Source organism: Pleomorphomonas sp. NRK KF1 (genome assembly GCF_023721755.1).
Classification (GTDB): domain Bacteria; phylum Pseudomonadota; class Alphaproteobacteria; order Rhizobiales; family Pleomorphomonadaceae; genus Pleomorphomonas.
This window is the reverse complement of sequence record NZ_JAMDLH010000001.1, coordinates 546,136-567,663: the sequence shown is the minus strand read 5'-3', so window position 1 is coordinate 567,663 and position 21,528 is coordinate 546,136. Positions and strand designations below refer to the sequence as shown.

General features: G+C 62.8%; 25 protein-coding genes. 5 read left to right on the top strand and 20 right to left on the bottom strand.

From position 1 onward, the window contains the following. Positions 1 to 7: 7 nt before the first annotated feature. From M4J39_RS02560 to motA, 5 genes are all read right to left on the bottom strand, one after another. Entirely contained in the window at positions 8 to 1,039 is a 1,032-nt protein-coding gene (locus M4J39_RS02560) for a flagellar motor switch protein FliG (RefSeq protein ID WP_251726231.1), read from the bottom strand. A 17-nt stretch (positions 1,040 to 1,056) separates the two neighbouring features. Beyond that, a complete protein-coding gene (gene fliN, locus M4J39_RS02555; RefSeq protein WP_371875391.1) occupies positions 1,057 to 1,461 on the bottom strand; it encodes a flagellar motor switch protein FliN in 405 nt (134 codons plus the stop codon). A gap of 83 nt (positions 1,462 to 1,544) precedes the next feature. Then, positions 1,545 to 1,859 (bottom strand): hypothetical protein, encoded by a 315-nt coding sequence (locus M4J39_RS02550; RefSeq protein ID WP_251726230.1) that lies wholly within the window; start codon positions 1,857 to 1,859, stop codon positions 1,545 to 1,547. Continuing rightward, a complete protein-coding gene (locus M4J39_RS02545; protein ID WP_251726229.1) occupies positions 1,840 to 2,772 on the bottom strand; it encodes a flagellar motor switch protein FliM in 933 nt (310 codons plus the stop codon). Before M4J39_RS02545 ends, M4J39_RS02550 begins: the two co-directional genes overlap by 20 nt. Then, positions 2,772 to 3,674, bottom strand: coding sequence for a flagellar motor stator protein MotA (gene motA / locus M4J39_RS02540; protein ID WP_251726228.1), 903 nt, complete (start codon positions 3,672 to 3,674; stop codon positions 2,772 to 2,774). The genes M4J39_RS02545 and motA overlap by 1 nt, the downstream gene beginning before the upstream one ends. 131 nt (positions 3,675 to 3,805) lie before the next feature. Here motA and M4J39_RS02535 point away from each other — a divergent pair, with 131 nt between their 5' ends. From M4J39_RS02535 to fliI, 3 genes are read left to right on the top strand one after another with little or no spacing between them, the layout of a single operon-like run. Beyond that, on the top strand, positions 3,806 to 4,930 hold the full coding sequence (locus M4J39_RS02535) for a DUF1217 domain-containing protein (protein ID WP_251726227.1): 1,125 nt from the start codon (positions 3,806 to 3,808) through the stop codon (positions 4,928 to 4,930). 2 nt (positions 4,931 to 4,932) lie between these two features. Continuing rightward, on the top strand, positions 4,933 to 5,658 hold the full coding sequence (flgF, locus tag M4J39_RS02530; RefSeq protein WP_251726226.1) for a flagellar basal-body rod protein FlgF: 726 nt from the start codon (positions 4,933 to 4,935) through the stop codon (positions 5,656 to 5,658). Continuing rightward, entirely contained in the window at positions 5,655 to 7,001 is a 1,347-nt protein-coding gene (gene fliI, locus M4J39_RS02525) for a flagellar protein export ATPase FliI (RefSeq protein ID WP_371875368.1), read from the top strand. Before flgF ends, fliI begins: the two co-directional genes overlap by 4 nt. A gap of 85 nt (positions 7,002 to 7,086) precedes the next feature. Here the strand turns inward: fliI and M4J39_RS02520 are convergent, their stop codons facing one another. From M4J39_RS02520 to M4J39_RS02460, 13 genes are all read right to left on the bottom strand, one after another. Continuing rightward, entirely contained in the window at positions 7,087 to 7,542 is a 456-nt protein-coding gene (locus M4J39_RS02520; RefSeq protein WP_251726225.1) for a hypothetical protein, read from the bottom strand. Then, positions 7,539 to 8,000, bottom strand: coding sequence for a flagellar protein FlgN (locus tag M4J39_RS02515; RefSeq protein ID WP_251726224.1), 462 nt, complete (start codon positions 7,998 to 8,000; stop codon positions 7,539 to 7,541). Before M4J39_RS02515 ends, M4J39_RS02520 begins: the two co-directional genes overlap by 4 nt. A gap of 27 nt (positions 8,001 to 8,027) precedes the next feature. Next, positions 8,028 to 8,609, bottom strand: a complete 582-nt coding sequence (locus M4J39_RS02510; RefSeq protein WP_251726223.1) for a rod-binding protein — start codon at positions 8,607 to 8,609, stop codon at positions 8,028 to 8,030. Between the two features lie 44 nt (positions 8,610 to 8,653). Next, positions 8,654 to 9,067 (bottom strand): hypothetical protein, encoded by a 414-nt coding sequence (locus M4J39_RS02505; protein WP_251726222.1) that lies wholly within the window; start codon positions 9,065 to 9,067, stop codon positions 8,654 to 8,656. Beyond that, positions 9,064 to 9,816 (bottom strand): flagellar biosynthetic protein FliR, encoded by a 753-nt coding sequence (locus M4J39_RS02500; protein ID WP_251726221.1) that lies wholly within the window; start codon positions 9,814 to 9,816, stop codon positions 9,064 to 9,066. Before M4J39_RS02500 ends, M4J39_RS02505 begins: the two co-directional genes overlap by 4 nt. Beyond that, entirely contained in the window at positions 9,813 to 11,906 is a 2,094-nt protein-coding gene (gene flhA / locus M4J39_RS02495) for a flagellar biosynthesis protein FlhA (protein ID WP_251726220.1), read from the bottom strand. Before flhA ends, M4J39_RS02500 begins: the two co-directional genes overlap by 4 nt. A 75-nt stretch (positions 11,907 to 11,981) precedes the next feature. Further along, positions 11,982 to 12,248, bottom strand: coding sequence for a flagellar biosynthesis protein FliQ (gene fliQ, locus M4J39_RS02490; protein WP_100079153.1), 267 nt, complete (start codon positions 12,246 to 12,248; stop codon positions 11,982 to 11,984). Beyond that, positions 12,248 to 12,649: a flagellar hook assembly protein FlgD gene (gene flgD, locus M4J39_RS02485; protein WP_251726219.1), complete on the bottom strand. Its 402-nt coding sequence runs from the start codon at positions 12,647 to 12,649 to the stop codon at positions 12,248 to 12,250. The genes fliQ and flgD overlap by 1 nt, the downstream gene beginning before the upstream one ends. Before the next feature lie 14 nt (positions 12,650 to 12,663). Then, on the bottom strand, positions 12,664 to 13,071 hold the full coding sequence (gene flbT, locus M4J39_RS02480; RefSeq protein WP_251726218.1) for a flagellar biosynthesis repressor FlbT: 408 nt from the start codon (positions 13,069 to 13,071) through the stop codon (positions 12,664 to 12,666). Continuing rightward, a complete protein-coding gene (gene flaF, locus M4J39_RS02475) occupies positions 13,068 to 13,415 on the bottom strand; it encodes a flagellar biosynthesis regulator FlaF (RefSeq protein WP_251726216.1) in 348 nt (115 codons plus the stop codon). Before flaF ends, flbT begins: the two co-directional genes overlap by 4 nt. A 52-nt stretch (positions 13,416 to 13,467) precedes the next feature. Then, a complete protein-coding gene (locus M4J39_RS02470) occupies positions 13,468 to 14,523 on the bottom strand; it encodes a flagellar hook-associated family protein (protein WP_251726214.1) in 1,056 nt (351 codons plus the stop codon). A 14-nt stretch (positions 14,524 to 14,537) separates the two neighbouring features. Beyond that, on the bottom strand, positions 14,538 to 15,983 hold the full coding sequence (gene flgK, locus M4J39_RS02465; RefSeq protein ID WP_251726212.1) for a flagellar hook-associated protein FlgK: 1,446 nt from the start codon (positions 15,981 to 15,983) through the stop codon (positions 14,538 to 14,540). Positions 15,984 to 16,009: 26 nt separating this feature from the next. Next, positions 16,010 to 17,305: a flagellar hook protein FlgE gene (locus M4J39_RS02460; RefSeq protein ID WP_251726211.1), complete on the bottom strand. Its 1,296-nt coding sequence runs from the start codon at positions 17,303 to 17,305 to the stop codon at positions 16,010 to 16,012. Between the two features lie 486 nt (positions 17,306 to 17,791). Between M4J39_RS02460 and M4J39_RS02455 the strand changes: the two genes are divergently transcribed. Both M4J39_RS02455 and M4J39_RS02450 read left to right on the top strand, forming a co-directional pair. Then, entirely contained in the window at positions 17,792 to 18,133 is a 342-nt protein-coding gene (locus M4J39_RS02455; protein ID WP_251726209.1) for an antibiotic biosynthesis monooxygenase family protein, read from the top strand. A 19-nt stretch (positions 18,134 to 18,152) separates the two neighbouring features. After that, positions 18,153 to 19,025 (top strand): sigma-70 family RNA polymerase sigma factor, encoded by an 873-nt coding sequence (locus tag M4J39_RS02450; RefSeq protein WP_251726207.1) that lies wholly within the window; start codon positions 18,153 to 18,155, stop codon positions 19,023 to 19,025. A gap of 39 nt (positions 19,026 to 19,064) precedes the next feature. On the opposite strand, the gene M4J39_RS02445 is transcribed toward M4J39_RS02450, so the two are convergent. After that, positions 19,065 to 20,138 carry a DUF4037 domain-containing protein gene (locus M4J39_RS02445; RefSeq protein WP_251726206.1) on the bottom strand — a complete coding sequence of 358 codons (1,074 nt, stop codon included), beginning with the start codon at positions 20,136 to 20,138 and terminating at the stop codon, positions 19,065 to 19,067. 7 nt (positions 20,139 to 20,145) lie between these two features. Beyond that, positions 20,146 to 21,468 carry a pilus assembly protein TadG-related protein gene (locus M4J39_RS02440; RefSeq protein WP_251726781.1) on the bottom strand — a complete coding sequence of 441 codons (1,323 nt, stop codon included), beginning with the start codon at positions 21,466 to 21,468 and terminating at the stop codon, positions 20,146 to 20,148. Between the last annotated feature and the right edge of the window lie 60 nt (positions 21,469 to 21,528).

Below are 21,528 nucleotides of genomic sequence, written 5' to 3'. Positions count from 1 at the left end.
ACGCACCTCAGCGTATGTAGGTGTCGTCATCCTGATCGGAGTTGAGCTCGATCTCGCCGCGCCCGGCCATGTCCAGGGCGAGGTCGGCGATCACGCGGCGCGCCTCGAGCACGTCGCGCTGCGGCGAGGGCTCGCTGGTGGCCAGCTCGTTTTCGACGATGCGGCGCGCACGCGTCGCCAGCGACGACAGGATAGCGTCGCGGAAGTCGAGGTCGGTGCCCTTGAGGGCGAGGACCACCCGTTCGGTCGGGATCTGGTCGAAGATCGCCTGGCGTGCACGCGGGGCCAGATTGATGATGTCGTCGAAGGTGAAGAGCAGACCCTTCAGCATCTCCGCCGATTCCGGCTTCACCTTCTTGATGCCTTCGAGCGCATCTTCCATGTCGTGACGCTCCATCTTGTTGAGGATGTCGGCCATGCGGGCATGGGTGTCGGCGCCCATGTTGCGCGAGAAGTTCAACATGAAGTCTTCGTGCAACGTGCGTTCGGCAATTGCCACCGTATCCTCGACGATCGGCTTGAGGTTCAGCATGCGGCGCATGAGTTCGTGGCGCAGCGGCTGCGGCAGGTGACTCATCGTGCGGGCGGCGAAGGTCGGCCGCACCTTCGACAGGATGAGCGCGGCCGTCTGAGGATGCTCCTTCTGGAGATAGTTGGCGAAGATCGCCTCGGAGACCGAGGAGATCCGATCCCAGATGGAGCGATTGGCATAGCCGAGCACGTCCGACATGATGTCGGAGACCTGATCGGGCGGCAGGATGCCGGTCAGCATCTTCTCGACGTCGCTGACGGTGCCGAGCAGATTGCCGCCCGTGAACCGGGTGGCGAACTCCTCGACGATGTCGGATATCTGCTTGGCCGACACGGCGCCGAGATCGGCGATCGAGCGCGTGACCTGCTTGATCTCCCCGGTGTCGAAGTGGGAGAGCAGCCGTCCGGACAGCGGCTGGCCGAGCGCCAGCAGCAGCACTGCCGCCTTGTCGGGACCCTGGAGCGGGCGATCGCCCTTGTTCTTTTTCGCCGTAGCCGTGGCTGCCATGATCTCCCGTCCGCTATTCAGGCGTTGGAGGCGTTGCCGCCGACGATTTCGGTGAGCGAGATGCCGAAGCGGGAGGTATCGTCTTCGACCACCACCACCTCGCCACGAGCGACGGTACGGCCGTTGACCACGACGTCGACCGGCTCGCCGACGCGGTGATCGAGCGGAATGGCCGAGCCGCGGCGAAGCTTCATCAGGTTGGCGACCGGCATGACGGCCGAGCCGAGAACGACCTGAATGGTAACGGGGATGCGCATCACCGCCTCGAGGTTGCGCACCGCGCCGAAGCTGTCCTCGACGCTGGGGCCGCTTTCTTCGCGGGGTTCGTCCTCGGAGCCGTTGTCGACGATCGTCTCGACGGCCACCGCTTCCAGAACGTCGCCGGCCGGCGTGGGAGCGGCGGGACCGTCCATCTCGGCCATGATCTCGTCGATGTCGCGTTGGGTCTTGGAACTGCGGGCCATGGTCCTGTCCTTTTCCTGAAAATTGACGGAGGGGCGATCGATCAGCGACCGGCGCGCGCGCCGCTTCTCATCGGTTCGGCCGAAGCAAGGCCGGCCGCCTTCTCAAGCTCGTCAAGCATGGCCCGCGCCCGTTCGATTTCGACGGTCAGGTTCTGCAGAGTTGTCAGGCCCTGCATGTTGATTTCGCGGATGGCGTTGCCGACCGTCATCAGGGCGACGCCGGTCTCGTCGAGAGAAGTGGCATAGGTCGCCTGGTTGGACTTGAGTTCGCGTAGCTCGCGACGAAAGACGAGCAGACCGGCGATGGTGCCGATCAGAGCGACCAGCAGGATGCTTTCAACGAGAAAGGATGTCATTGAGGAACTCCTGATCGGCATCGACGTGTTCGTCGATCTTGATGGTGTAGACGCCGTTGCTTTGGCCGAGCTGGCACCAGAAGAGCGGCTCGCCGCGGCAGGTCAGCTTGACGCGGCTGCGCGGTGTCGCCTGCAGCTCGATGACCTGTCCAACTTCGAAGTTGGAAACGTCGGACAGATCGATCAGCCTCTCTTCGAGAATGGCGTCGACGCGCATCTCGGTTCGTTGCACTTCGCTCTGGATCTGACGGGCCCAGCGTGGATCGCGCGGGGCTGCTTCTCCGGCCATGGTGTTGGCCAGCGTTTCGCGGACCGGATTCAGAACCGACTGCGGCAGGATGACGAACATCTCGCCTCCGCGGTTGAGCGCCTGCAGCAGGAACTTGGCCACCAACGCCTGGCTGTTGCGCCGCCCGATGATCGCAAAATCCATGCGGGTCTCGATGCGCTCGAACTTGAAGGTGGTGTCTTGGGACGCGCCGAAAGCCAGCGGCAGCACCTTGGCCATGCGCTCGAAGATCGCCTGGGCGATGTTGATCTCGATATTGGAGAACGGGCGCTCGACGTCGATCGGCGGTTCGCTGCCATCGGCGCCGAACAACACCTCGACCATGGAGAAGACGAAGTCCCGATCGAAACCGACGAGAATGCGCGAGTCCCAGGCCGGCACGTGGAAAACGCCGGCGATGGCGTTGGCTTCGTAATCGTCCAGGACGTCGTCGATGCGCGACGGCGCGATGTTGGACAGCGAGAAGTAAGCCGGGGACGACGACATCTGGCGAAGACTGTCGGCGCAGTGGGTCGCCAGACGGTCGAAGGCGACGTGCAGCATCGGGATGCGGTCGACGGAGATGCCGCTCGCATCGAGAAGCTTGTCGGAGACAGGGCGGGTGGCGGTATGCAGGCTGGCCATCAGGCGGCACTCCGCTGGGCGGTCTCACCGGGCTTGGCCGCGGCCGGAACAGGCGTGGAGATCACTTCGTCCTCGACATCGTCGATGGTCGGCCGCTGGTGGGCGGGGATGGTCTTGCGTCCGTATTCGAGGGCAATCTGCGGCACGGCGCCGTTCATGGATGCGATCAGCGTCTGCTTGATCAGGATGTAAGGGGCGAGCTGGCGTTCGCGTGTCACCTTGATCTTGCCGGCGATCGGAGCCACCACGCCGTAGGAAAGAAAGATACCGCCGAAGGTACCGACCAGGGCGGCGCCGATCAGCGCACCAAGAATCTGCGGCGACTGATCGATGGCGCCCATCGCCTTGATGACGCCGAGCACGGCGGCGACGATACCAAGCGCCGGCAGCGCTTCGGCGATGGCGCCAAGGGCGAGATAAGGCATAAGCCGCTCGTGGGCGATGGTCTGAATCTCTTCGTCCATCAACTGCTCGACCTCGTGCGGCCGAGCGTTTCCGACGATGATCAGGCGGAAGTAATCGCAGATGAAGGCGCGCATTTCCTTGTCTTTGGCGACAAAGGGAACCTTGCGGAAAATGTCAGAGTTTTCCGGATCTTCGATGTGCTTTTCGACATCGCTGCGCCCCTTGGATCTCAACTCGCGCATCAAGGCATAAAGAACCTCGAGGACGCCTAGATAGTGCTCCCGCCGGGGGATGTTGCCCAGCACCGCGTCAAGGACGCCGCGACCGGTATCGCGCACCGTCCGCAACGTGTTGCCGACGATGAAGATGCCCAGGGCGGTGCCGCCGATGATGACGAACTCCCACGGCTGCCACAGCACAGTGAGATGCCCGCCAAGCGCCGCATAGCCGCCGAGCAAGGAGCCGATGGCGATAATGAAGCCGATCAAACTACCCAAGTCCCTGCTCCTTCTCGTGGTTGTCTGTCGTCGGGTCTAGGCGGCGAGGCTTGTGCGAGGCTTGGGAGGCTCTCGCCAGCCACGAGCAAGGTTCGGCCGGCATTCATTGCAGCAAGACAAGGAGAAGGATCATGCTGTCGACACCGCTGAGCTATCAGATGATCACGCGCGACATGTCGGCGACGCTGACGCGCACGGCGGCTCAACCGGACGTCAAGCGGGCGACCGAGTATTACCGGGAGACCATCGGCCAAGTGACCAGTATCGAGGAGTTCCTCGGCGATCATCGCCTCTACTCCTATGCCATGAAGGCCTACGGTCTTGAGGACATGACCTACGCCAAGGCGTTCATGCGCAAGGTTCTGGAAAGCGACCTCACCGACTCCGAGAGCTTTGCCAACAAGCTCGTCGACAAGCGTTACCAGGAGTTTGCCAAGGCCTTCTCCTTCCTGAAGCCATCGGCGCAAAGCCCGGAAGCGCTCTCCGATATAGAGAAGCGATATGCCGCGAAGGCTGTCGAGCAGGGCGACTCCGAGTCCCTGATCAAGTTTGGTACGCTGGCCTACGAGCAGACCCTGGCCAACGTGAAGACGGTCGATGATTTTCTGGCCGACGACAGTCTCGTCGCCTATGCCACCACGGCGTTCGGCGTCGAACCGCCCGGCACGGCGGCCAGCGCCAAGTCATTCCTCCGGCGCATCCTCACCTCCGACCCCAACGATGCCGACAGCTTCGCCGCCAGTCAGACCAACTCGGCGTGGCGGGAACTCGCCGCGGCCTTCAACTTTTCGACGGAAGGGACCGTCCGGGTCCAGACGAACGAACAAGCGGAGAGCACGATCTCGAGCTATCTTCGACAGACGATCGAGACACAAGCCGGCAAGGAGAACGAGGGGGTGCGCCTTGCCCTCTACTTCGAGCGAAAAGTGCCGACCATTACATCGGCTTACAGCATCCTTGCCGATCCGGCTCTTCTCAAGGTGGCGCAAACGGTGCTCGGGCTGTCGACGCAAACCGGCAACGCCGATATCGACGTCCAGGCGAAGTACTTCGAGAGTCGGATCGACATCGAAAGCCTCTCCAAGCCCGAAGAGCTCAAGAAGTTCCTGACCCGCTTTACCGCCATGTGGGAAGCGGCAAATCCCAGCAGCACGGCAACGGCATCCGTCGCCACGCTCATTACCGGCCAAAGCAACGCGGTGATGAGTGCCGATACATTGATGAGCCTGCAAGGGCTGAAGCTTGGAGGCCATTGACCGTGCAGAGCTCCCTCTACGTTTCGCTGTCGGCGCAGGTGGCGCTGGCCAACCGTCTCGACACCTTGGCCAGCAATGTCGCCAACCTCTCCACCGCTGCCTATCGAGCGGACGAAGTGAAGTTCGACACCTATCTGTCGCGGGCTGGCACCGATCCCGTTGCCTACTCCTCGACCGGGCAGACCTTCATCTCCCGTGACAAGGGCGGTTTGCGCGAGACCGGCAACGACCTCGACGTCGCCGTGGATGGCGACGGCTGGCTGGCGGTTCAGACGCCGACCGGCAACGTCTACACGCGCGACGGTCGCCTGCAGGTCTCCGCCGACGGCGTTTTGCAGACCGTCGCCGGCAATCCCATCCTCGATCCGGGCGGAGCCTCCATCCTCATCGATCCCGACGCCGGCCGACTATCGATCAGTCGGGACGGCATGATCTCCCAGAACGGTCGGGCGATCGGCGCCCTCGGACTGTTCTCCATCCCCGACGAGGCGAAGCTGGCGCGCGGCACCAACTCGGGTGTCATTCCGGACCTGCCGGCCGTTCCCGTGGTCGACTTCGTCGGCCAGGGCGTCGCGCAGGGCTTCGTTGAGGAGGCGAACGTCAATCCCGTGCTGGAAATGACGCGCCTCATCGAGGTGACGCGGGCCTTCGAACAGGTCACCGCCGCGTCGAACAAGTCGGAACAGTCGATGCAAGAGGCGATCAAGCGGCTCGGGCAGGTCACGTGACAAAATCCTTCGGACTAGAGAACCTAGCAGATCGCGTTGCGACGGCCGCCCACGAACTCGGCTACATCCGTGTAGGCGGGCGTGTGTCCGAAGTGGCTCCCGACGCCTTCCGTCTGCGCGGACTGTCGCGTCACGTTCGCCTGGGCGACCGGATCGAAATCGCCGCCAAAGACGGAGCGAGCCTCGCCGAGGTGCTTCGGATCGATGGCGATGGCGTTACCGTCAAGCCGTTCGCGCCACGTATCGACGCCGGCCTCGGCGCCGCTGCCTGGCATGCCGGACCGGTGGTGCTGGCCCCGCATCCATCATGGAAGGGGCGCGTCATCGACGCCATGGCGGCGCCGGTCGACGGACTTGGTCAACTGACGCCCGGCGTGGTTGCCGTACCTGTGGACGGCCGGCCGCCCAACGCGCTTCGCCGCGCCCGCGTCACGAAACCGATCCGGACCGGCGTGCGCGCCTTCGATCTCTTCACGCCGATCTGCGCCGGCCAGCGCATCGGCATTTTCGCAGGCTCTGGCGTTGGCAAATCGACGACACTGTCGATGATCGCCCGCTCACGCGCCTTCGATACGGTGGTCATCGCCCTGGTCGGCGAGCGCGGCCGCGAGGTGCGCGAGTTTCTCGACGACTCCCTTGGCGACAATCGCGCCCGTTCCGTGACGGTCGTCGCAACCGGCGACGAGAGCCCGATGATGCGCCGGCTGGCGCCGCGCACCGCCATGGCTGTCGCCGAGTATTTCCGCGATCGCGGCGAGCAAGTCCTGCTGATCGTGGATTCGGTGACACGCTATGCCCACGCGGCCCGTGACGTGGCGCTCGCCGCCGGCGAACCGGCTGTGGCGCGCGGCTACGCGCCGAGCGTCTTCACCAGCCTGCCGGAGCTTCTGGAACGGGCCGGCCCGGGCGAGGAGGGCAGCGGATCGATCACCGGCGTGTTCGCCGTTCTCGTCGATGGCGACGACCACAACGATCCGGTGGCCGACAACATCCGCGGCACGCTCGACGGGCATATCGTGCTCGACCGAGCCATCGCCGATCAGGGACGCTATCCGGCCGTCAATGTACTGGCGTCGATTTCCCGCCTTGCCCAGCATGTCTGGAGTCGCGAGGAGCGGGATCTCGTTCTGCGCCTCAGGAGCCTGATCGCCCGTTTCGAGGATACACGCGACCTGCGTCTCATGGGCGGATACCAGGCCGGCCAGGACCCCGAGCTCGATCAAGCCGTGTCGCTGGTGCCTCGCATCTATGAAGGTCTCCGCCAGAACCCGACGGATCCGCTCAGTCAGGACGCCTTCCGAGAACTCGCCGAGAAGATGCAGCCGGCGCCGGCAACGAGTTGAACGAACGACAGTTCATCGCGTCGACAAAAAGGCGGCCCTCCGAAAAGGAGAGCCGCCTTTCATGGTTTGATACGAAGACGAGGGATCACTGCTTCATGGCATCTCGCGAGAAGTAGCCGATCTGGTCGACCAATACTTCCTGGACGATGTCGCTCTTCAGGCGAACGTTGACCTTCTGGCGAATGCCGTCTGCGAACGCCTTGAGGTCGTAGCGCTGGATGTGATCGAGATCGATGCTGTCATCGCCGTAGATCGTCCGGAAGGCTTCGTCGGTGACGAACAGCTCCGGCGGCACCGGAGCTTCCTTGAGACGAGTGCTGTCGGCGGTGAACACCAGCTCCAGCACGCTGTATCCCATCAGCTTGCCGTCACGGATCATCGGCACGTTGATCGGTTCGGTCTTGACATACTGAAGACCTTCCCAAGTCGGATCGGCCGTCGATTTCGCCAGACTGCCGTTCACCAGCCACCAGGCCGCGCTGTAGGCCGACAGGAGCGTGACGACGCAGACCCAGAGGCCCGTGAAGAAAAGCCGGCTCATTGCGGCCGCGTCCACAAACGCTGCGGCGGTGCGTAGGTCCCGTCGGACTCGGCGTCGCTGATAGCGGCGGTGAGGATGGCCGAGATCTCGCGCGTGGCGTCGAGGTGGGTCTTGAGCAGCATTCTGTTGCGTTCGAGTTGTTCGCGGAAGCTCTCGAGCCGGTCGCGAAGGTCGTCGCCGATGCTCAGGGGGTCGACGAGACGCATGGCACGCGTAAGCTCGAGGAGCCCATGACTCTTGCGATAGTTGAGGTCCTCGAAGGCGGGCGTCTCGCCCGCTCGAAGAGACTGCGTCTCCTGGTCCACGACCTGTTCGAGACGGGCGATGGCTTTGAGGAGGGCAAGGATCTCGATCGGCGTGCTGCCGTCCGGATCGGTCCAACCATCAAGGGTTGCGGATAGCGCCGTCGAGGCGCCGGTGTCGAATGGGGTGGCGACGGCGGCGAGCGGTTCGTCCATCAGGAAACTCCGAAATTAGGTCGGACGTCAGATACGTGGAACGGTGGAGAGGAGCGCGGCAAGGCGCAGCGGGGAGGGGCTGGTTGCGCCGGAATCGAGATTGGCAACCTGTCCGGGAACAAGCCGGTCGGCTATGCCGATGCCCCCAGCCCTGGCCATCTGGCGACCGAGCTGGTCGGACAACATGGATTTCCAGACATCGCCGGCCGTGCCGGAGCCGTAAACGCTTTCCGCGCCTTCGGGCAGCATCGAGCCAATGAAGGTGCTCAACACCATCGCCTCGAAGCTTTCCAGCGCCTTGGCCTGGCGATCGCCTGCAGTGACGGTCGCTCCGTCCACACGGGCGGCCAGGGCCGTTTCGTTCTGGAGACGCAGGCGAGCGCGATGAAGGTCGAACGGCACAGATGGCGAAGGATCGACCGTTGGCGTAGCCTCAGCCAGTGCGACAAGCGCACCGCCGGCCTCTGATACGGCGGGCATCAGGTCGGCAAAGGCCGTGCCGGCGGTCTCCGCCAGCCTGTCGAGCTTGGCGGTAGCTACCTTGAGCCGCTCGGGGTCGGCGGCGCGAGCGACGTCGAGAATGATATCCGACGGGGGAGAGATGGCCATCAGCGTCCTCCGGAAACGTTGCGAAACAGATTAGCCGGCCGAGCTTAAGCGAGGCTGGCGTGATGGCGCCGGGCGAGCGCGCCTTCGACTAGGCTTTCGAGCTGGCGCTTCTCCTCTTCGGCTGCGACGCCGCTCTCCAAACGATCGATCATCGTCTCGGCGAAGCGCGTGTGGCGCGCTTCGGTCATCACGGCGGCGATCTGTTGCGCCTTCAGCGGCTCAAGCAGCGTTCGTCGCTCCGTCAGACGCTTGAGACGGCCAGCCATGTGACCGGCGAACAGGCCGTGCAGGGGCGTGTCGTCGTTGAGCGTGGCGATCAGTGCCGCGCATTTCTCATCGATCTCGGCTTCCTCGCGCATCACGCGGGCAAGTCGCAATTCCTCGATCTGCTTGAGCTGGCGGCGAAGCTCGGCGATGCGACGCATCGCGTCGAGGCGCTTCCTGTCGGGGGCGGTCATTGGGAGGCCAGCCAATTCGAGAAGCCCAGCACGAACAACTGCTGGAACTCGACAGCGGTAAAGTAGAACAGCATCAGACCACCGAACAGGACGAAGGGCATCGAGATGAAATAGACCGGAATCGACGGCGTCATCTTGTTGACGAGGCCGAGCGTGAAGTTGATCACCAGACCGTAGATGATGAAAGGGCTCGCAAGACGCAGCGCCAGCCAGAAGGCGGCGGAAAGCGTGTCGGTCACTTCGATAAGGCTACCCTGCGGGTCGAAGACGCCGGCGACGGGAAGTACCCTGTAGGAAGAGATGACCGCTTCCAGCACTTTCACATGCTGGTCGGTCAGGAAGAACATCAGCGTCGCCGTGAGCATGATCAGGGTTGTCATCGCCGGCAGGGCTTCCTGATCTTCGACCGACGCGCCGGGCATGGAAAAGCCGACCGTCATCGCCATGGCGTGCGACAGCATTTGCAAGGCCAGGAAGAACAGGCGACCGAGAAAGCCGATGAAAAGGCCGGTGAAGGTTTCGGCGACAATGAGGCGCAGGAGCGTCACGGGGGTATCGTCGGTTATGGCCGCCGAAGCCTGGTCGATCAGCATCGGAGCCACGGCGAGCGTCAGGCCAAAGGCAAGGAACAAGCGGACCTGCGTCGGCACACGGGCGCTCGATATGCCGACCATGAGCATCAGAACGCCTCCGATCCGGCAGAACAGCAGGCAAACGGCCAGAACGGTGTTCGAGCCGATGCCGGTCATGAAATGGTCCCGAGCGCTTCCACTTCGACGCCGCGCGCAATCTCGACGTGGCTCAGCACAGGGAGCGACGGGAACAACCGCTCGACGATAAGCCGCACGTAGGGGCGCGCCTCGGGCGCGGTGACGACCGCGAAGCTGTGGCCCTGCGACAGGCGGCTGCGGACGGCTTCAGACACTTCGGTTCCGAACTGTTCGACGAGGCGCGGATCGATGTCGAACTCGATGACGTCGCCCTTGCCGTCGCGCTTCAGGCCCTGATGGAATGTGAGATCCCAGCGGTTGCCGAGGCGCAACACCTTGAGCGTGCCGCCATCGGCGAGGTCGCCGCAGATCTGCTGGGCGATGCGCATGCGGACGTGCTCGGCGATCTGCTCGGCGCGGCGAACATGCGGAGCGATTTCTGCCACCGCTTCCAGAATGAGGTGGAGGTTGCGGATCGACACGCGCTCGGCCAGCAGAAGCTTCAGTACCGCCTGGAGGCCGGAGAAGGAAATCTGCGATGGGCAGATATCGTCGACCAGACGCTTGTACTCGGGATCGAGGCGGTCGATCAGGATACGCATGTCCTTGTAGGAGAGGAGCTGCGGCAGGTTGTTTCGCAGTACCTCCGACAGATGGGTGAGCATCACCGACATGCTGTCGATCGGCGTATACCCTTCGCGCGTCACCTCGTTCACGTAGTCCTGCGACACCCATACCGCCTTCATTCCGAAGGCTGGCTCACGCGTTTCGTCGCCCGGTACGTCCGGTCCGGCCGTGTCGCCGGTGATCACCATCACTTCGCCGAGTCTCAGTTCCTGGGCGGCGATGACGGTGCCGTGGATCTTGATCCGGTACTCCTTCTGCGGCATGGCGAGGCTGTCGCCGAGCTTGATGTCGGGCACCACGAAGCCATACTGCTGGGCGAACTTGCGCCGCATCTTGCCGACGCGGTGTGCCAGTTCTCCGTGGTTGTTCATCATGCGGGCGGCAATCTGCTTGCCCAGGCAGAGTTCGATCTCGTTGGTGCGGAGCTGTTCCTTGACCGAGTCCTTGGCCTCGGACTTTGTCTCCTGTTCGACCCGGGTCTTCTCGGCGGCCTCGGCGGCGGCGCGCTCGGCGCGGCGCTTGGGGATCGACCGGGCGACGAAGCCCATCAGGGCGGCTGGAACGAGGAAGGGCAGAAGGGGCAGGCCGGGCACCAGCGACAGCCCCGCCAGAAGACAGGCGGCGACGAGGAGGGCGCGGGGATACCCGCCCAACTGTCCCATGACCGCCTGTTCGGCCGAACCACGCGTACCGCCCTTGGACACCAGAAGGCCGGCGGCCAGCGAGACGATCAGGGCCGGAATCTGAGTGACCAGACCGTCGCCGACGGCGAGCTTGACGAAGGCGTCGGCCGCCTCCGATACCGGCAGGCCATGGCGGGTTGAGCCGATGACGATGCCGCCGAAGATGTTGACGGCGGTGATGATGATGCCGGCGATGGCGTCGCCACGCACGAACTTGGAGGCGCCGTCCATCGAGCCGAAGAAGGTGCTTTCCTCTTCAAGTTCGCGTCGGCGCTGCTGGGCTTCCTTGTCGGTGATCAGACCGGCCGACAGATCGGCGTCGATGGCCATCTGCTTGCCGGGGATGGCGTCCAACGTGAAGCGGGCCCCCACCTCGGCGATACGAGTGGCGCCTTTGGTGATGACCACGAAGTTGACGATGATCAGGATGGCGAAGATGACGAGGCCGATGACGAAATCGCCGCTCATCACCAGGCGCGAGAAACCCTGGATGATGTGACCGGCGGCACCGTCGCCGACGTGGCCGCCCGACAGGATCTGTCGCGTCGTCGCCACGTTGAGAGCGAGGCGCAGCAGCGTGGCAATCAGGAGGACTGTTGGGAAGGAGGAGAAATCGAGTGGCCGCTGGATCCACAGCGCAACCATCAGGATGAGAACCGACAGTGCTATGGAGAACGCGAGACCGGTGTCGATGAGGACCGGCGGAATCGGCAGGAACAGCACGGCCAGGATGGCGACAATGCCGATGGCGAAGCCGATATCGCGTTTGCCGGATGTGCTCTTGGTCCCGGCAGAGGGCGACAGGCTGAGGTTCGACATGCGGTGCGCTCCTGAATGCGGTCGGTTCCGAAATATTCCCGGTAGATTGAGCGAAGCTTGCGCGCCGTCTCCCGGCTAGAAGCCGCTTTCGATGCGTCCGTAGACGATTTCCGTGAAGGCATAGATCTGGGCGCCGATGAACGGACCGGTGGCGACGATGGTCAGCAGGATGGCGACGATCTTCGGAATGAAGGTCAGCGTGATTTCCTGTACCTGCGTCAGCGCCTGCAGAAGCGCGATGACCACGCCCACCGTCATGGCGGCCAGGACCGCCGGTCCCGAGCCGATGATGATGGTCCAGATGGCGTCGCGGACCAGGTCGAGGGCGTCGAACTCGTTCATCAGGTGATGATCACGCCGGGGCCGAGCACCACCGACTTTCCGCTGTCGAGATCGGCGAGTGCGCCGCCGTTGACGATGCGAACCGCCGTGACCTTGCCGGAGACGCTACCGTCTTCGGAGGTCAGGGTCCGGCCAATGATGCCATCGGCTTGCGACAGGGCAAGCGAGGACAGGAGACCGTCGAGCTTGGTGTTCGTCTGCATCGATTGCTCGACCTGCGAGAAGGTGGCGAACTGCGCGATGTACTCCGTCGAGCTGGTCGGGGCCGTCGGGTCCTGGTTCTTCATCTCTGCCATGAACAGCTTCAGGAAGGCGTCATAGTCGAGCGAGCTGCCCTGACCGGACGTTGTCGCCGTCGAGGGCGAGCCCGAGCTCTGGCTGTTTGCGGTGTTGACTTGCATGGTAGGTCTCCTGATCAGGCGGCGATGAGCCCGCCGAGCACGCCGGCCTCAACCGGAAACAGCGAGCGGATCGTCTTGAGGGCGTCGAAGGGGCGTTCGGCGGCCAGCTGGGCCTCCACAGCCCGCAAACCGGCGCGAATGTCCGGGTTGATCAGCGTCCGGTCGAGCGAAGCGATCAGACCGGCGGCGATCGAACGAGCGCCAGGACTGTCGGCTCCGTCGATCATGATCATCTGGACGGCGAAGTAGAGCTGACGCAGCGGCGTGGTCGTCTCTTCGGGCTGCATGACATGCGCCTCGAGCAGGAAGCTCACGTCATTCAGGAGTTCGATGGAAACCTTGCGGTCAACGCGGATCACCGCGCCATTGATGTAGAGGCGCTCGCGGGCGCGCAGACCGATGTGCATCGAACGACTGCTCATGCCAGACCCGCCCGAATGATGCCGTTGATCTCGATAAGCCCGTCAAAGTTCTCGGACTCGTTGCGGCGGATCTGCTCGGCTTCCTTGATGATCCACAGACCGATCGAAATGAGGTCGGCGCGCAGCTTGTCCGGCAGATCGTTGTCGGGGCTGGCCAGGTCTTCGATGAGGTAGCTCCACAGGCGGCGAAGATAGAGGATGGCGTCGGTGGCTTCCCGCGACCGGCTACCCTTGGCCTTGGCCCGTTGGAGCAGTTCGACGGCATGGTCCATGGCCTCGGCCTCGTGCTGGCGCGCGAGGTTGACGGCATCGCCGACGATGTCGGCGTAGGAAAACTGATGCATGAAACACCCTGCGGGTTGACGTGAGACAATCTGCCCCGGCGGACCGGGAGGGTCAGAGGTAGTTGAGCAGGCTCAGCTGCTGCATGCGGCTGGTCAGCGCGAACGCCATGTCGAGCTGGGTCTCCAGCGCGGAAATGCGCGTCTGCGCCTCGATCGGATCGACCCGCTCGAAATCGTTGATGTTGCGGTTGAGGATATCCATCTGCGCCTTGATGCGGCCGTTGGCGTTGCTGAGCCGCTCCTGCGCGGTGCCGAGGCGGGCCTTGACGACCGTGAGATCCACCGTCGCCTCGCCGATAACCTGGGCGGTCTTGTCGATGAGGGTGTGATAGGCTGTCTCGGAAAGACCGGCATCGGCAAGTTCGCTGATCATCGTGTAGGCCATGGCCAGTTCGCGGAAGGCGGGTTCGTTGGCATTGGCCGAGGTTTCGATCAGCTCAGAGGTCGAGATCCTGCTCTTGACGTTCTGGCCGGAGGCGGACGACCAGCCGGTGGTCGGATCGGTCCAGCTTGTCTCGTCGAACATGCCGGCGAGATTGACATCGATGAAGGTCTCAAGATCGCCGGCCGTGAGATCGGCGGGGCTGGCGGCGCCGACGCTGGTGCAATAGCTCGCAAGCTCGGCATCGAAGGCGGCCTTGGTGGGGGAGGTTGGTGTCGAGTAGTAGTCGGTGACCGGACGAACGTCGGTGTTGATGCCGGCGAACAGATACTCGCCATTGATCGATGTGTTGAGCGAGGCGATCAGGGACTGCAGATTGTTCTTTGCGTCGTCGGCGATCACTTCGGCACCCACATTGCCGGAGCGGACCGCGATCAGCGAGGCAGCGAAGTCCTGAGCGTTCTTCAGCACGCCGTCGAGCGACGCCTGACTCGTGTCGAGACGCGAGGCAACCAGGCCGTTGGTGTCGCAGATGGCATCGAGCCGTTGATAGTCCTGACGCAGGGAGATGGTGCGCCCGGTCCTGTTTCCAAGTTCCAGGCCGACATCGGCCCAGCGGCCCGAGCTTAGTTCCTTGGTGTTCTTGGCAAGCTCGGTTTGCATCTTGAGGATGGAAAGGCGGGACGCGGTGGACGCCGCCTGGGTCGAGATGTAGGTGGTTTTCATGTCTCACTCCTCTCTCAGACGGCGTTGAGCAGGTCTTGAAGCATTTGGTCGACCGCCGCGATGAGCTTGGCGGACGCCGCGAAAGTGCGCTCGATCTCGAGCTGCTTGGACAGCTCGTCGTCGAGGTTGACGCCGGTTGTGTTGGACAGCGCTTCGGACGCGCGCTGCAGCATGGTCGACTGATAGGTCGCGGAGGTATCGACCTGTTGCCGGTTGAACTCGAGCCAGCTTGCCGAGGAAGCGGCGTAGTCGGAGAGCGTGTTGGTGGGATCGGCGCCGGAATCCGGATCGAAAACACGCGCCTCGCCGAACTCGGTGACCATCGTGTTCAGCCGTTCGGTGAAGCCGGCTTCGTCGGTCGTGTTGTAGTCGTAGGTGATGCCGTCGCGGATCAGATCGAGGTTGCCGCCGGTCGTCGGGTCGATGGCCGGATTGACCATGATGAGCCCGGCGAGGCCGGTCTCGATGGTGGCGCTTGCGGGAATGGTGCCGGCCGGCCAGGTAAACAGTCCCGGCACGTCCGGCCCGACGCTGGCGGGATCGCTTTCGGCGAACACTTCGATCAAACCACGGGCGATTTCGTCGAGCTGGCTCTGGTAGGTGACGCCGACGTCGTCGCGCAGCGTGGCGAGGCCGGCAAGGCGACCGGTCGTGCTGGGCATCGACGATGGGCCGCCGACCACGGCCACACCGTCAACGTAGACGGCGTTGCCGATGGTGGAGGCGTTGAAAACATTGGTCGCCTGGAAGGTGACCTCGCGCGGATGCGTCTCGAACAGGGCGACGCCGCCATCGGTGTAGATGGCGACGTCGTTGTTGTCGCGCGCCACCACTGAAATGCCGATCTCCTCGGACAGCTGGGAGATCAGGTTGTCGCGGCTGTCGAGATTGTCGGTGACGTCGGCGCCCGTCACGGTTCCATGGACAATGCTTGTGTTCAGGGAGTCGATCTTGGCGAGCAGATCGTTGATGCGCTGGACGGAGGAAGCCATGTCGGCGTCGGCAAGGGCTCGCGTGGCCTGCACCGTCGTGGTCGCCTGGTTGAGCGTGTTTGCCAGCGTGGTGGCAGAGCTCTGCACCGCCTGAGCCAAGATGGTGTTGCTCGGGTTGGCGGCATACTGCTGGAGCTTGTTGTTGAGGTCTCCCAGCTTGGCGGCCGGGCTCTGGTCGAGCTCCGGGTCACCGATAGTCTGGGACATCTTCGTCAGGCCATCGAGCAGCGCGTCCTGCGTGGCTGCGGCCGAGGTGGCCTTCAGCATGGTCTTGTAGAGGGCGGCGTCGGTCGCACGCTGGATCGACACGACCTGGACGGTTCCCCCGATGCCGGTAATGACCGTCGTCGACTTGCGGGAATAGGAGGCCTCCCTTCCGGCGGCGATGTTGCGCGACGTCGTCGCCGTCTGCACGCCGGAGGTTTGCAGAGAGGAGTTGGCGACGTTGAGGGCCATCGAGAGGGACATTGGAGGAATCCGCCAGTGGTTGGAAGTCAGCGCTTCAGGTTGACGAGAACGTCGAGCAGGTCGGAGCCGGTCTGGAAGACCTTGGAGTTGGCCGTGTAGCCGCGCTGCGCCTCGATCATGGCCGTCAGTTCGTTGGCCATGTCGGCGTTGGATTGCTCCAACGACCAGGATTTGATGACGCCGAAGCTCGACGAACCGGCGAAACCGACGCTGGGATCGCCCGAGTCCATCGAGATGGCGTAGGCGTTGCCGGCAACCGGCGTCAGATTGTCCGGGCTCGGCACGTTGGCCAGCGGGATCTGGAAGGTGGCCTTGCGGGTGCCGTCGCCGAAGATGGCGTAGACGATACCCTCGTCGCTGATCTCGATGCTGTCGACCGCCTGAGCCGCGTTGCCATCGGTGTCGCCGGTCGGATTGAACTCCTCGGTGCCGAGCTGGGTCATACCCGAGAGGTCAAGCGTCATGGTCTGCGACGACCCGTTGTTCGGAACGGAGAAGGAGGCCATGACCGGAGCGGTCAGCTTGCCGTTGGTGGCGTCGAAGGTGAGCGTGCCGGAGTCGAGCAGCGGACCGACCGCCGGCGTACCCGTGGCGGCATAGGGGAAGCCACCGGACGTGGCGCCAGCCCGATCGAAGACCGCGTACTCCCACTGGTTGGATCCGGTCTTGGTGAAATAGACATCGAGCATCACCTCGTTGCCGAGGTTGTCGTATGTCGTCATGGAGGTTTTGTTGGTATAGACGGAGGCGGCCGTGTTGGAACTGGCTGGTACGCCCGGCGGCGTGGTGGTGGTCACGTCGGTGGCGTTGGAGTTGAGCGTCGCGGTGATGTAGCCGCTCGTCGTCGGCGAGGCCGTCATGCCCAGGGCGTTGACGTTGACCTCAACCAGCCCCGTCAGGCTGTTTGCGGACGGGGAGGGAGGGCCGGCCGACAGATCATAGCCGAGCAAGGTGAAGCCGCCGGCATTCTTCAGGGTGCCGTCGGTCTGCTTCACGAAGGAGCCGGCGCGGGTGAGATAGGGAGTGCCGCCCGCATCCTGGACGACGAAGAAGCCGGAGCCCGTCACGGCGAGGTCCAGACCGCTCGTCGTCGAAAGATAGGAGCCAGCCTCACCGATGGCGTAGCGCGTCTGGGTAGTGACGCCGGCCGGCTGATAGGCGCCAGAGTGACTGTTGCCAATCACCATCGAGGAGAACTCAGTGGAGGCGCGCTTGTAGCCGACGGTATTGGCGTTGGCGATATTGTCCGCAGTGGTGGCCAGCCGACCGCCTTGGGCGTTCATTCCGGAAACGCCGCTGCGCAAGACACCGTAAAGACTCATCGCTGATCTCCTGAAGCACTGTCATTGCTTGCAGGAAACACCGCCACCCTTGCGCGAGGCTTGTCGTTTGAAAGCTAAAATTGAAAGTAAAACGCTATTGAAGTTGACGTTATTTCAGCTTCTTCTGCCATCATAGCTGGCGTTAACACGGTATTCGAGATTGCTGCTGAGCGGGTCAAAAATACCTAGGGTGTTGAGGGGGTATTTACAACACCCAGGCCGATCAAGGCGTCCGGCATCGTTTCGGTGACCATTCCACCACGGAAGTGTGCCGAACCGGCACATGTACCCTTCCTGACCGGATATCCATATGAGAAACAACTACTGGTTGATTTGAAAGCCGGCTCGATTCAAGCGAAAGCGACCGAAGGGCGCAGGATCAGGCACTCGCCAAGCTGACGGTCAAGGCTCTAAAAAAACGGAACATGTCACATTCCGCTCGTTTGCCCTGTCATGACATGTGCAATACCCGCACAGGAGATGACGATGCCCCGCGGAACAATCGCGACGATCGACGCCGAGACTGAACGAGTGACTTTGATCAACCTATACGAGGTCGAACCGGCAAAGCAGGCGGATCTCGCCCGACTGCTGTCCGAAATCACCGAAAGTACGATCCGACACGAACCGGGATTCATATCGGTCAGCGTACACAGCAGTCTCGATGGAACGAAGGTGGCAAACTATGCGCAATGGGCGTCGAAGGAACACTTTTCAGCCTTCATGAACAAGCCGGAGTCCAGGGAACTCCTGATGCGGTTTTCCGCGCTGGCCAAGTCCGTCTCGCCCGCGCTCTACAAGGTGAACTCTGTTCACTTGGACCGTTGACGAGGAGGGTGATCTCACCATGAGCGAAGAGTCTCCCGAGCGCATCTTGTCGAACCTCCGTCCCGGCCTGATCCGGATTGCCTATCGCATGCTGGGATCGGTCGCCGAGGCGGAGGACATCGTTCAGGAGACCGCAGTTCGCTGGCTTGCCGTCGATCACCAAGCGGTGCGCGAGCCAGCGGCCTTTCTGCGTCGAATCGTCACGAGGCTCTGTTTGAACGAGCTGCAATCGGCCCGCCGTCGGCGCGAGGCCTATGTCGGCCCGTGGTTGCCCGAACCGTACTTCGACCCTGAGGACCATGATCAGGCCGACGACATCACCTTGCCCTTGATGATTGCCTTGGAACGCCTGTCGCCATTGGAGCGAGCAGCGTTTCTTTTGCACGACATCTTCGGAATGCCCTTTGATCAGGTGGCCGACATCGTCGGGCGCGAAGCACCTGCCTGCCGCAAGCTGGCGAGCAGGGCGCGAGCCCATATCCAGGAAGCCCGTCCCCGCTTTGCCGTCGACAAGGATCGTGGGCTCGAGTTGGCACGGGCTTTCTTCACCGCGTCGCGAAGCGGGGACATGACCGCTCTTCGCGCCCTTTTGGCTGAAGATGTGGTGGCGATTGCCGATGGTGGCGGCAGGATCGTCGCATCGCTTGCGCCACTGGTCGGCCTCGAAGCGGTTCTGGCCCGGCATGCCGAGATGGCTCGGAGCTTTGCCATCCAACCTTCGCAGATCATCCGTTATGCGACGATCGACGGCTTGCCCGGGTTCGTCACGATCGAGGCGGGCGGCACCCTGCAGACGACCGCTCTGGATGTCATCGAAGGGCGGATCACAGCCATCTACGTGACCCGCAATCCCGACAAACTGCGACATGTGTCAGAGATAGGCGTTCAATAACAGGACGACGCCACCAGGGCTTGCTTCGGCAGAAGCCGATCACGTCTGATGCAGGATCGACATCACCTGCCGCGCTCGGTCCGGCGCGACGATCAGCGGCGTGGCGTCGGTAATCTGGTCTATCGAGCCGATGACTGCCCGTCCGCGAAGGAGCGGGTCGGTGATCGCGGAGGCCAGCCCGGCGCTGATATCTTCGGCATTGATCGTCAGGAACGGACGACCGAAGTACGGGCCGATCCTGGGCGTGACGGAGAGTGAAAAGCCGGCCGGTTCGTGCATTTCGGCGGCAGCTAGATAGGCCTGGGCCAGATAGCGTTGCCGGTCCTCCCAACTCTCCGCCGTCATAGCTGCGTTGAGCAGCGGCGTCAGCGTCTTGGCTGCGGACAAGCGGGCGAAAGCCGAGCCGAACCATTTCGGGTAGGGTGAGTACTGCCGCTCCAGAAGAAAGCATATGCGCATGACGTCGTGTACGAGCCTTGCAGTGATGACGCGCGAGCCGAGATCGTCGCCGACATGACCGGCTCGTCCGACAAAGGCCTGCTCGTCGGCAATGCGGCGCCACTGGGCCGAGAGCTTGTAGAGACTGACGTCGTGCGGGCAGTTGGCGAAGGTATCCCGGAGGTTTGAAAGCTCTCCGAGGCCGTCATGAAAAACCTCGCCGGCGGTCAGCTCCAGCACTCTTTGTTCGGGCAGGGATAGCCAGGTCAGGGTATCAACGGAGGCAGCCGGATCGAGAGCCAGCCGCGTTCTCAGTATTCCTGCGGCGGTGAAGACCTCGACACCATGCTCCACCCGACCAAGAGCGTCATCCGCGACAATGGGGGGATGAGGACGGGACCGGTAACCGATGGGTTCGCTGAGAAAGCTGGCGGGCTTGACCGCGTCGAAGCCGTTGACGATGGCCTCGGCATGAGCGGCGAAATCGGCCCCGGTCACCACCAGCTGGACGCGTGGTCCCCAGTTGTGGTCACGCGACATGTCGTCGTCGAGGCCAAGTAGCTCGGAGCCATAGCCGAAAATGCCCGCATCGTGCCTGAGGCTCGGAAATGCCTCGTCCAGCCAGGGGCGAACGACCTCCCGGTAGAACAGTCTGGATAGCTCCAAGCCTCTCATCTGGGCCTCAATGAGTAAGGTGCGTTTCGCTGACCACGTTGGCGAACAACTGGGTCAGAACAGCGCTGACGTCGCCGGACGGCGGTACTTCGGCATAGAGACCATCGGAGGCGCAGGCCTTCATCTTGGTCGCGATCCTCGTTTGGAACGGTGCGATCCAGGTCGTATACCAAGTGTTGCTCGGGATCTTCTGGTACGTGGTATAGAGGCTGGCGAGTTTGACGTCGTTGGCCTTGATCGAGACGCAGGGTGTCGTGTCGAGTGGTTGCTGGCAGCGATTTCCGTTCAGCTTCTCCCAGCAGTTCTTCGGACGTTCCGCGTCCTCAACGCCATCGCTGATGAGAAACAGCACCTTGATCGGATCGTTCGCCGACAATCCGCTACCACTCACGCCCATGATGCTTCTGATGCCGTTCAGCGCAGCTAGAAGGTCGGTTTGTTGATCGTTGTTGTAGTTCTGGTACGGAATCGTCATGAGATCGACGTTGGCTGCCGCAGAGGCGACGGACGCGAGAGATGACGACAGACCGGCAACCTGCGTCAGCTTGGTGGTCTGCGCATCAGCGCCTAGGGAATAGACTGCCATTTTGTACTGGTTCGATACCAGTTGGCTGGCAGCAGCATTGGTGATCATCGACTGTACAGCCCTCGACACCACCTTGTAACGCAAGGTGATGCCCTGCTTCTGAGCCAGGGCATATGTGTCATAGCTCGCCCCCGTGATGTGGCAGGCAAAGGCGCACCCGCCGTTCACAGCCTCGAGGGCGGAAATGTCGGCCGCCGTGGCGCCGAGACCCATGGATGGGCTGTTGTCGATCAGAACATAGAAGTTGTAGTAATAGATTGGCTTGTTCTGCGCGGTAGCTCGCACCGAAACCGTTACCGTATCGACACCAAAAATACGCACAAAGTAGGTTGGGACCTCCGATGTTAGGGCGACGTCGGAGCTGAACGTATTTCCGGTATACTGCACCGATATCTGCGACGAAGTAATATCCGAGAACCTCGATCCGCTGAAATTGGTTTGGGCAATCTTCAGGGCGTCGCTCTCCGCTACCTTGATTTCCCCCGACGTGCCGCTAGCGATGACTTGCTTAACGGCGCTCGAACTCATGGATATGGCTCCGACTGCGGCGGCATCGGCGGCCGCCTGCAGCATCTCCCTGGTACGGGCTGCGATCGCATAATCGACCGCTGCTCCCACAGCGATCATAAGTGGCAGGATGAGCAGGGCAAAGATAACACTGACGGCTCCGGACCTATCGGTCCTCGCTTGTCTCAGCGTGCGCCGCACCCGCTTGTCCGCTGTGCCGACTTCATTCGAGCGCATCACGAAACACCCCGCTTTCGGCGGGGGCACCCTCACGCAGTTCGCGGCGGTACGCAGTTC

Bases quoted from the DNA above. Each gene is read 5' to 3' on its own strand.
- flgK (WP_251726212.1), bottom strand. From the start codon at position 15,983: ATGTCCCTCTCGATGGCCCTCAACGTCGCCAACTCCTCTCTGCAAACC.
- M4J39_RS02535 (WP_251726227.1), top strand. From the start codon at position 3,806: ATGCTGTCGACACCGCTGAGCTATCAGATGATCACGCGCGACATGTCG.
- flbT (WP_251726218.1), bottom strand. From the start codon at position 13,071: ATGAGCAGTCGTTCGATGCACATCGGTCTGCGCGCCCGCGAGCGCCTC.
- M4J39_RS02515 (WP_251726224.1), bottom strand. From the start codon at position 8,000: ATGGACGAACCGCTCGCCGCCGTCGCCACCCCATTCGACACCGGCGCC.
- flgD (WP_251726219.1), bottom strand. From the start codon at position 12,649: ATGCAAGTCAACACCGCAAACAGCCAGAGCTCGGGCTCGCCCTCGACG.
- flaF (WP_251726216.1), bottom strand. From the start codon at position 13,415: ATGCATCAGTTTTCCTACGCCGACATCGTCGGCGATGCCGTCAACCTC.
- M4J39_RS02510 (WP_251726223.1), bottom strand. From the start codon at position 8,609: ATGGCCATCTCTCCCCCGTCGGATATCATTCTCGACGTCGCTCGCGCC.
- M4J39_RS02505 (WP_251726222.1), bottom strand. From the start codon at position 9,067: ATGACCGCCCCCGACAGGAAGCGCCTCGACGCGATGCGTCGCATCGCC.
- M4J39_RS02455 (WP_251726209.1), top strand. From the start codon at position 17,792: ATGCCCCGCGGAACAATCGCGACGATCGACGCCGAGACTGAACGAGTG.
- M4J39_RS02560 (WP_251726231.1), bottom strand. From the start codon at position 1,039: ATGGCAGCCACGGCTACGGCGAAAAAGAACAAGGGCGATCGCCCGCTC.
- M4J39_RS02550 (WP_251726230.1), bottom strand. From the start codon at position 1,859: ATGACATCCTTTCTCGTTGAAAGCATCCTGCTGGTCGCTCTGATCGGC.
- flhA (WP_251726220.1), bottom strand. From the start codon at position 11,906: ATGTCGAACCTCAGCCTGTCGCCCTCTGCCGGGACCAAGAGCACATCC.
- M4J39_RS02450 (WP_251726207.1), top strand. From the start codon at position 18,153: ATGAGCGAAGAGTCTCCCGAGCGCATCTTGTCGAACCTCCGTCCCGGC.
- M4J39_RS02500 (WP_251726221.1), bottom strand. From the start codon at position 9,816: ATGACCGGCATCGGCTCGAACACCGTTCTGGCCGTTTGCCTGCTGTTC.
- M4J39_RS02545 (WP_251726229.1), bottom strand. From the start codon at position 2,772: ATGGCCAGCCTGCATACCGCCACCCGCCCTGTCTCCGACAAGCTTCTC.
- fliN (WP_371875391.1), bottom strand. From the start codon at position 1,461: ATGGCCGAGATGGACGGTCCCGCCGCTCCCACGCCGGCCGGCGACGTT.
- M4J39_RS02470 (WP_251726214.1), bottom strand. From the start codon at position 14,523: ATGAAAACCACCTACATCTCGACCCAGGCGGCGTCCACCGCGTCCCGC.
- M4J39_RS02445 (WP_251726206.1), bottom strand. From the start codon at position 20,138: ATGAGAGGCTTGGAGCTATCCAGACTGTTCTACCGGGAGGTCGTTCGC.
- fliQ (WP_100079153.1), bottom strand. From the start codon at position 12,248: ATGAACGAGTTCGACGCCCTCGACCTGGTCCGCGACGCCATCTGGACC.
- M4J39_RS02520 (WP_251726225.1), bottom strand. From the start codon at position 7,542: ATGAGCCGGCTTTTCTTCACGGGCCTCTGGGTCTGCGTCGTCACGCTC.
- M4J39_RS02440 (WP_251726781.1), bottom strand. From the start codon at position 21,468: ATGCGCTCGAATGAAGTCGGCACAGCGGACAAGCGGGTGCGGCGCACG.
- M4J39_RS02460 (WP_251726211.1), bottom strand. From the start codon at position 17,305: ATGAGTCTTTACGGTGTCTTGCGCAGCGGCGTTTCCGGAATGAACGCC.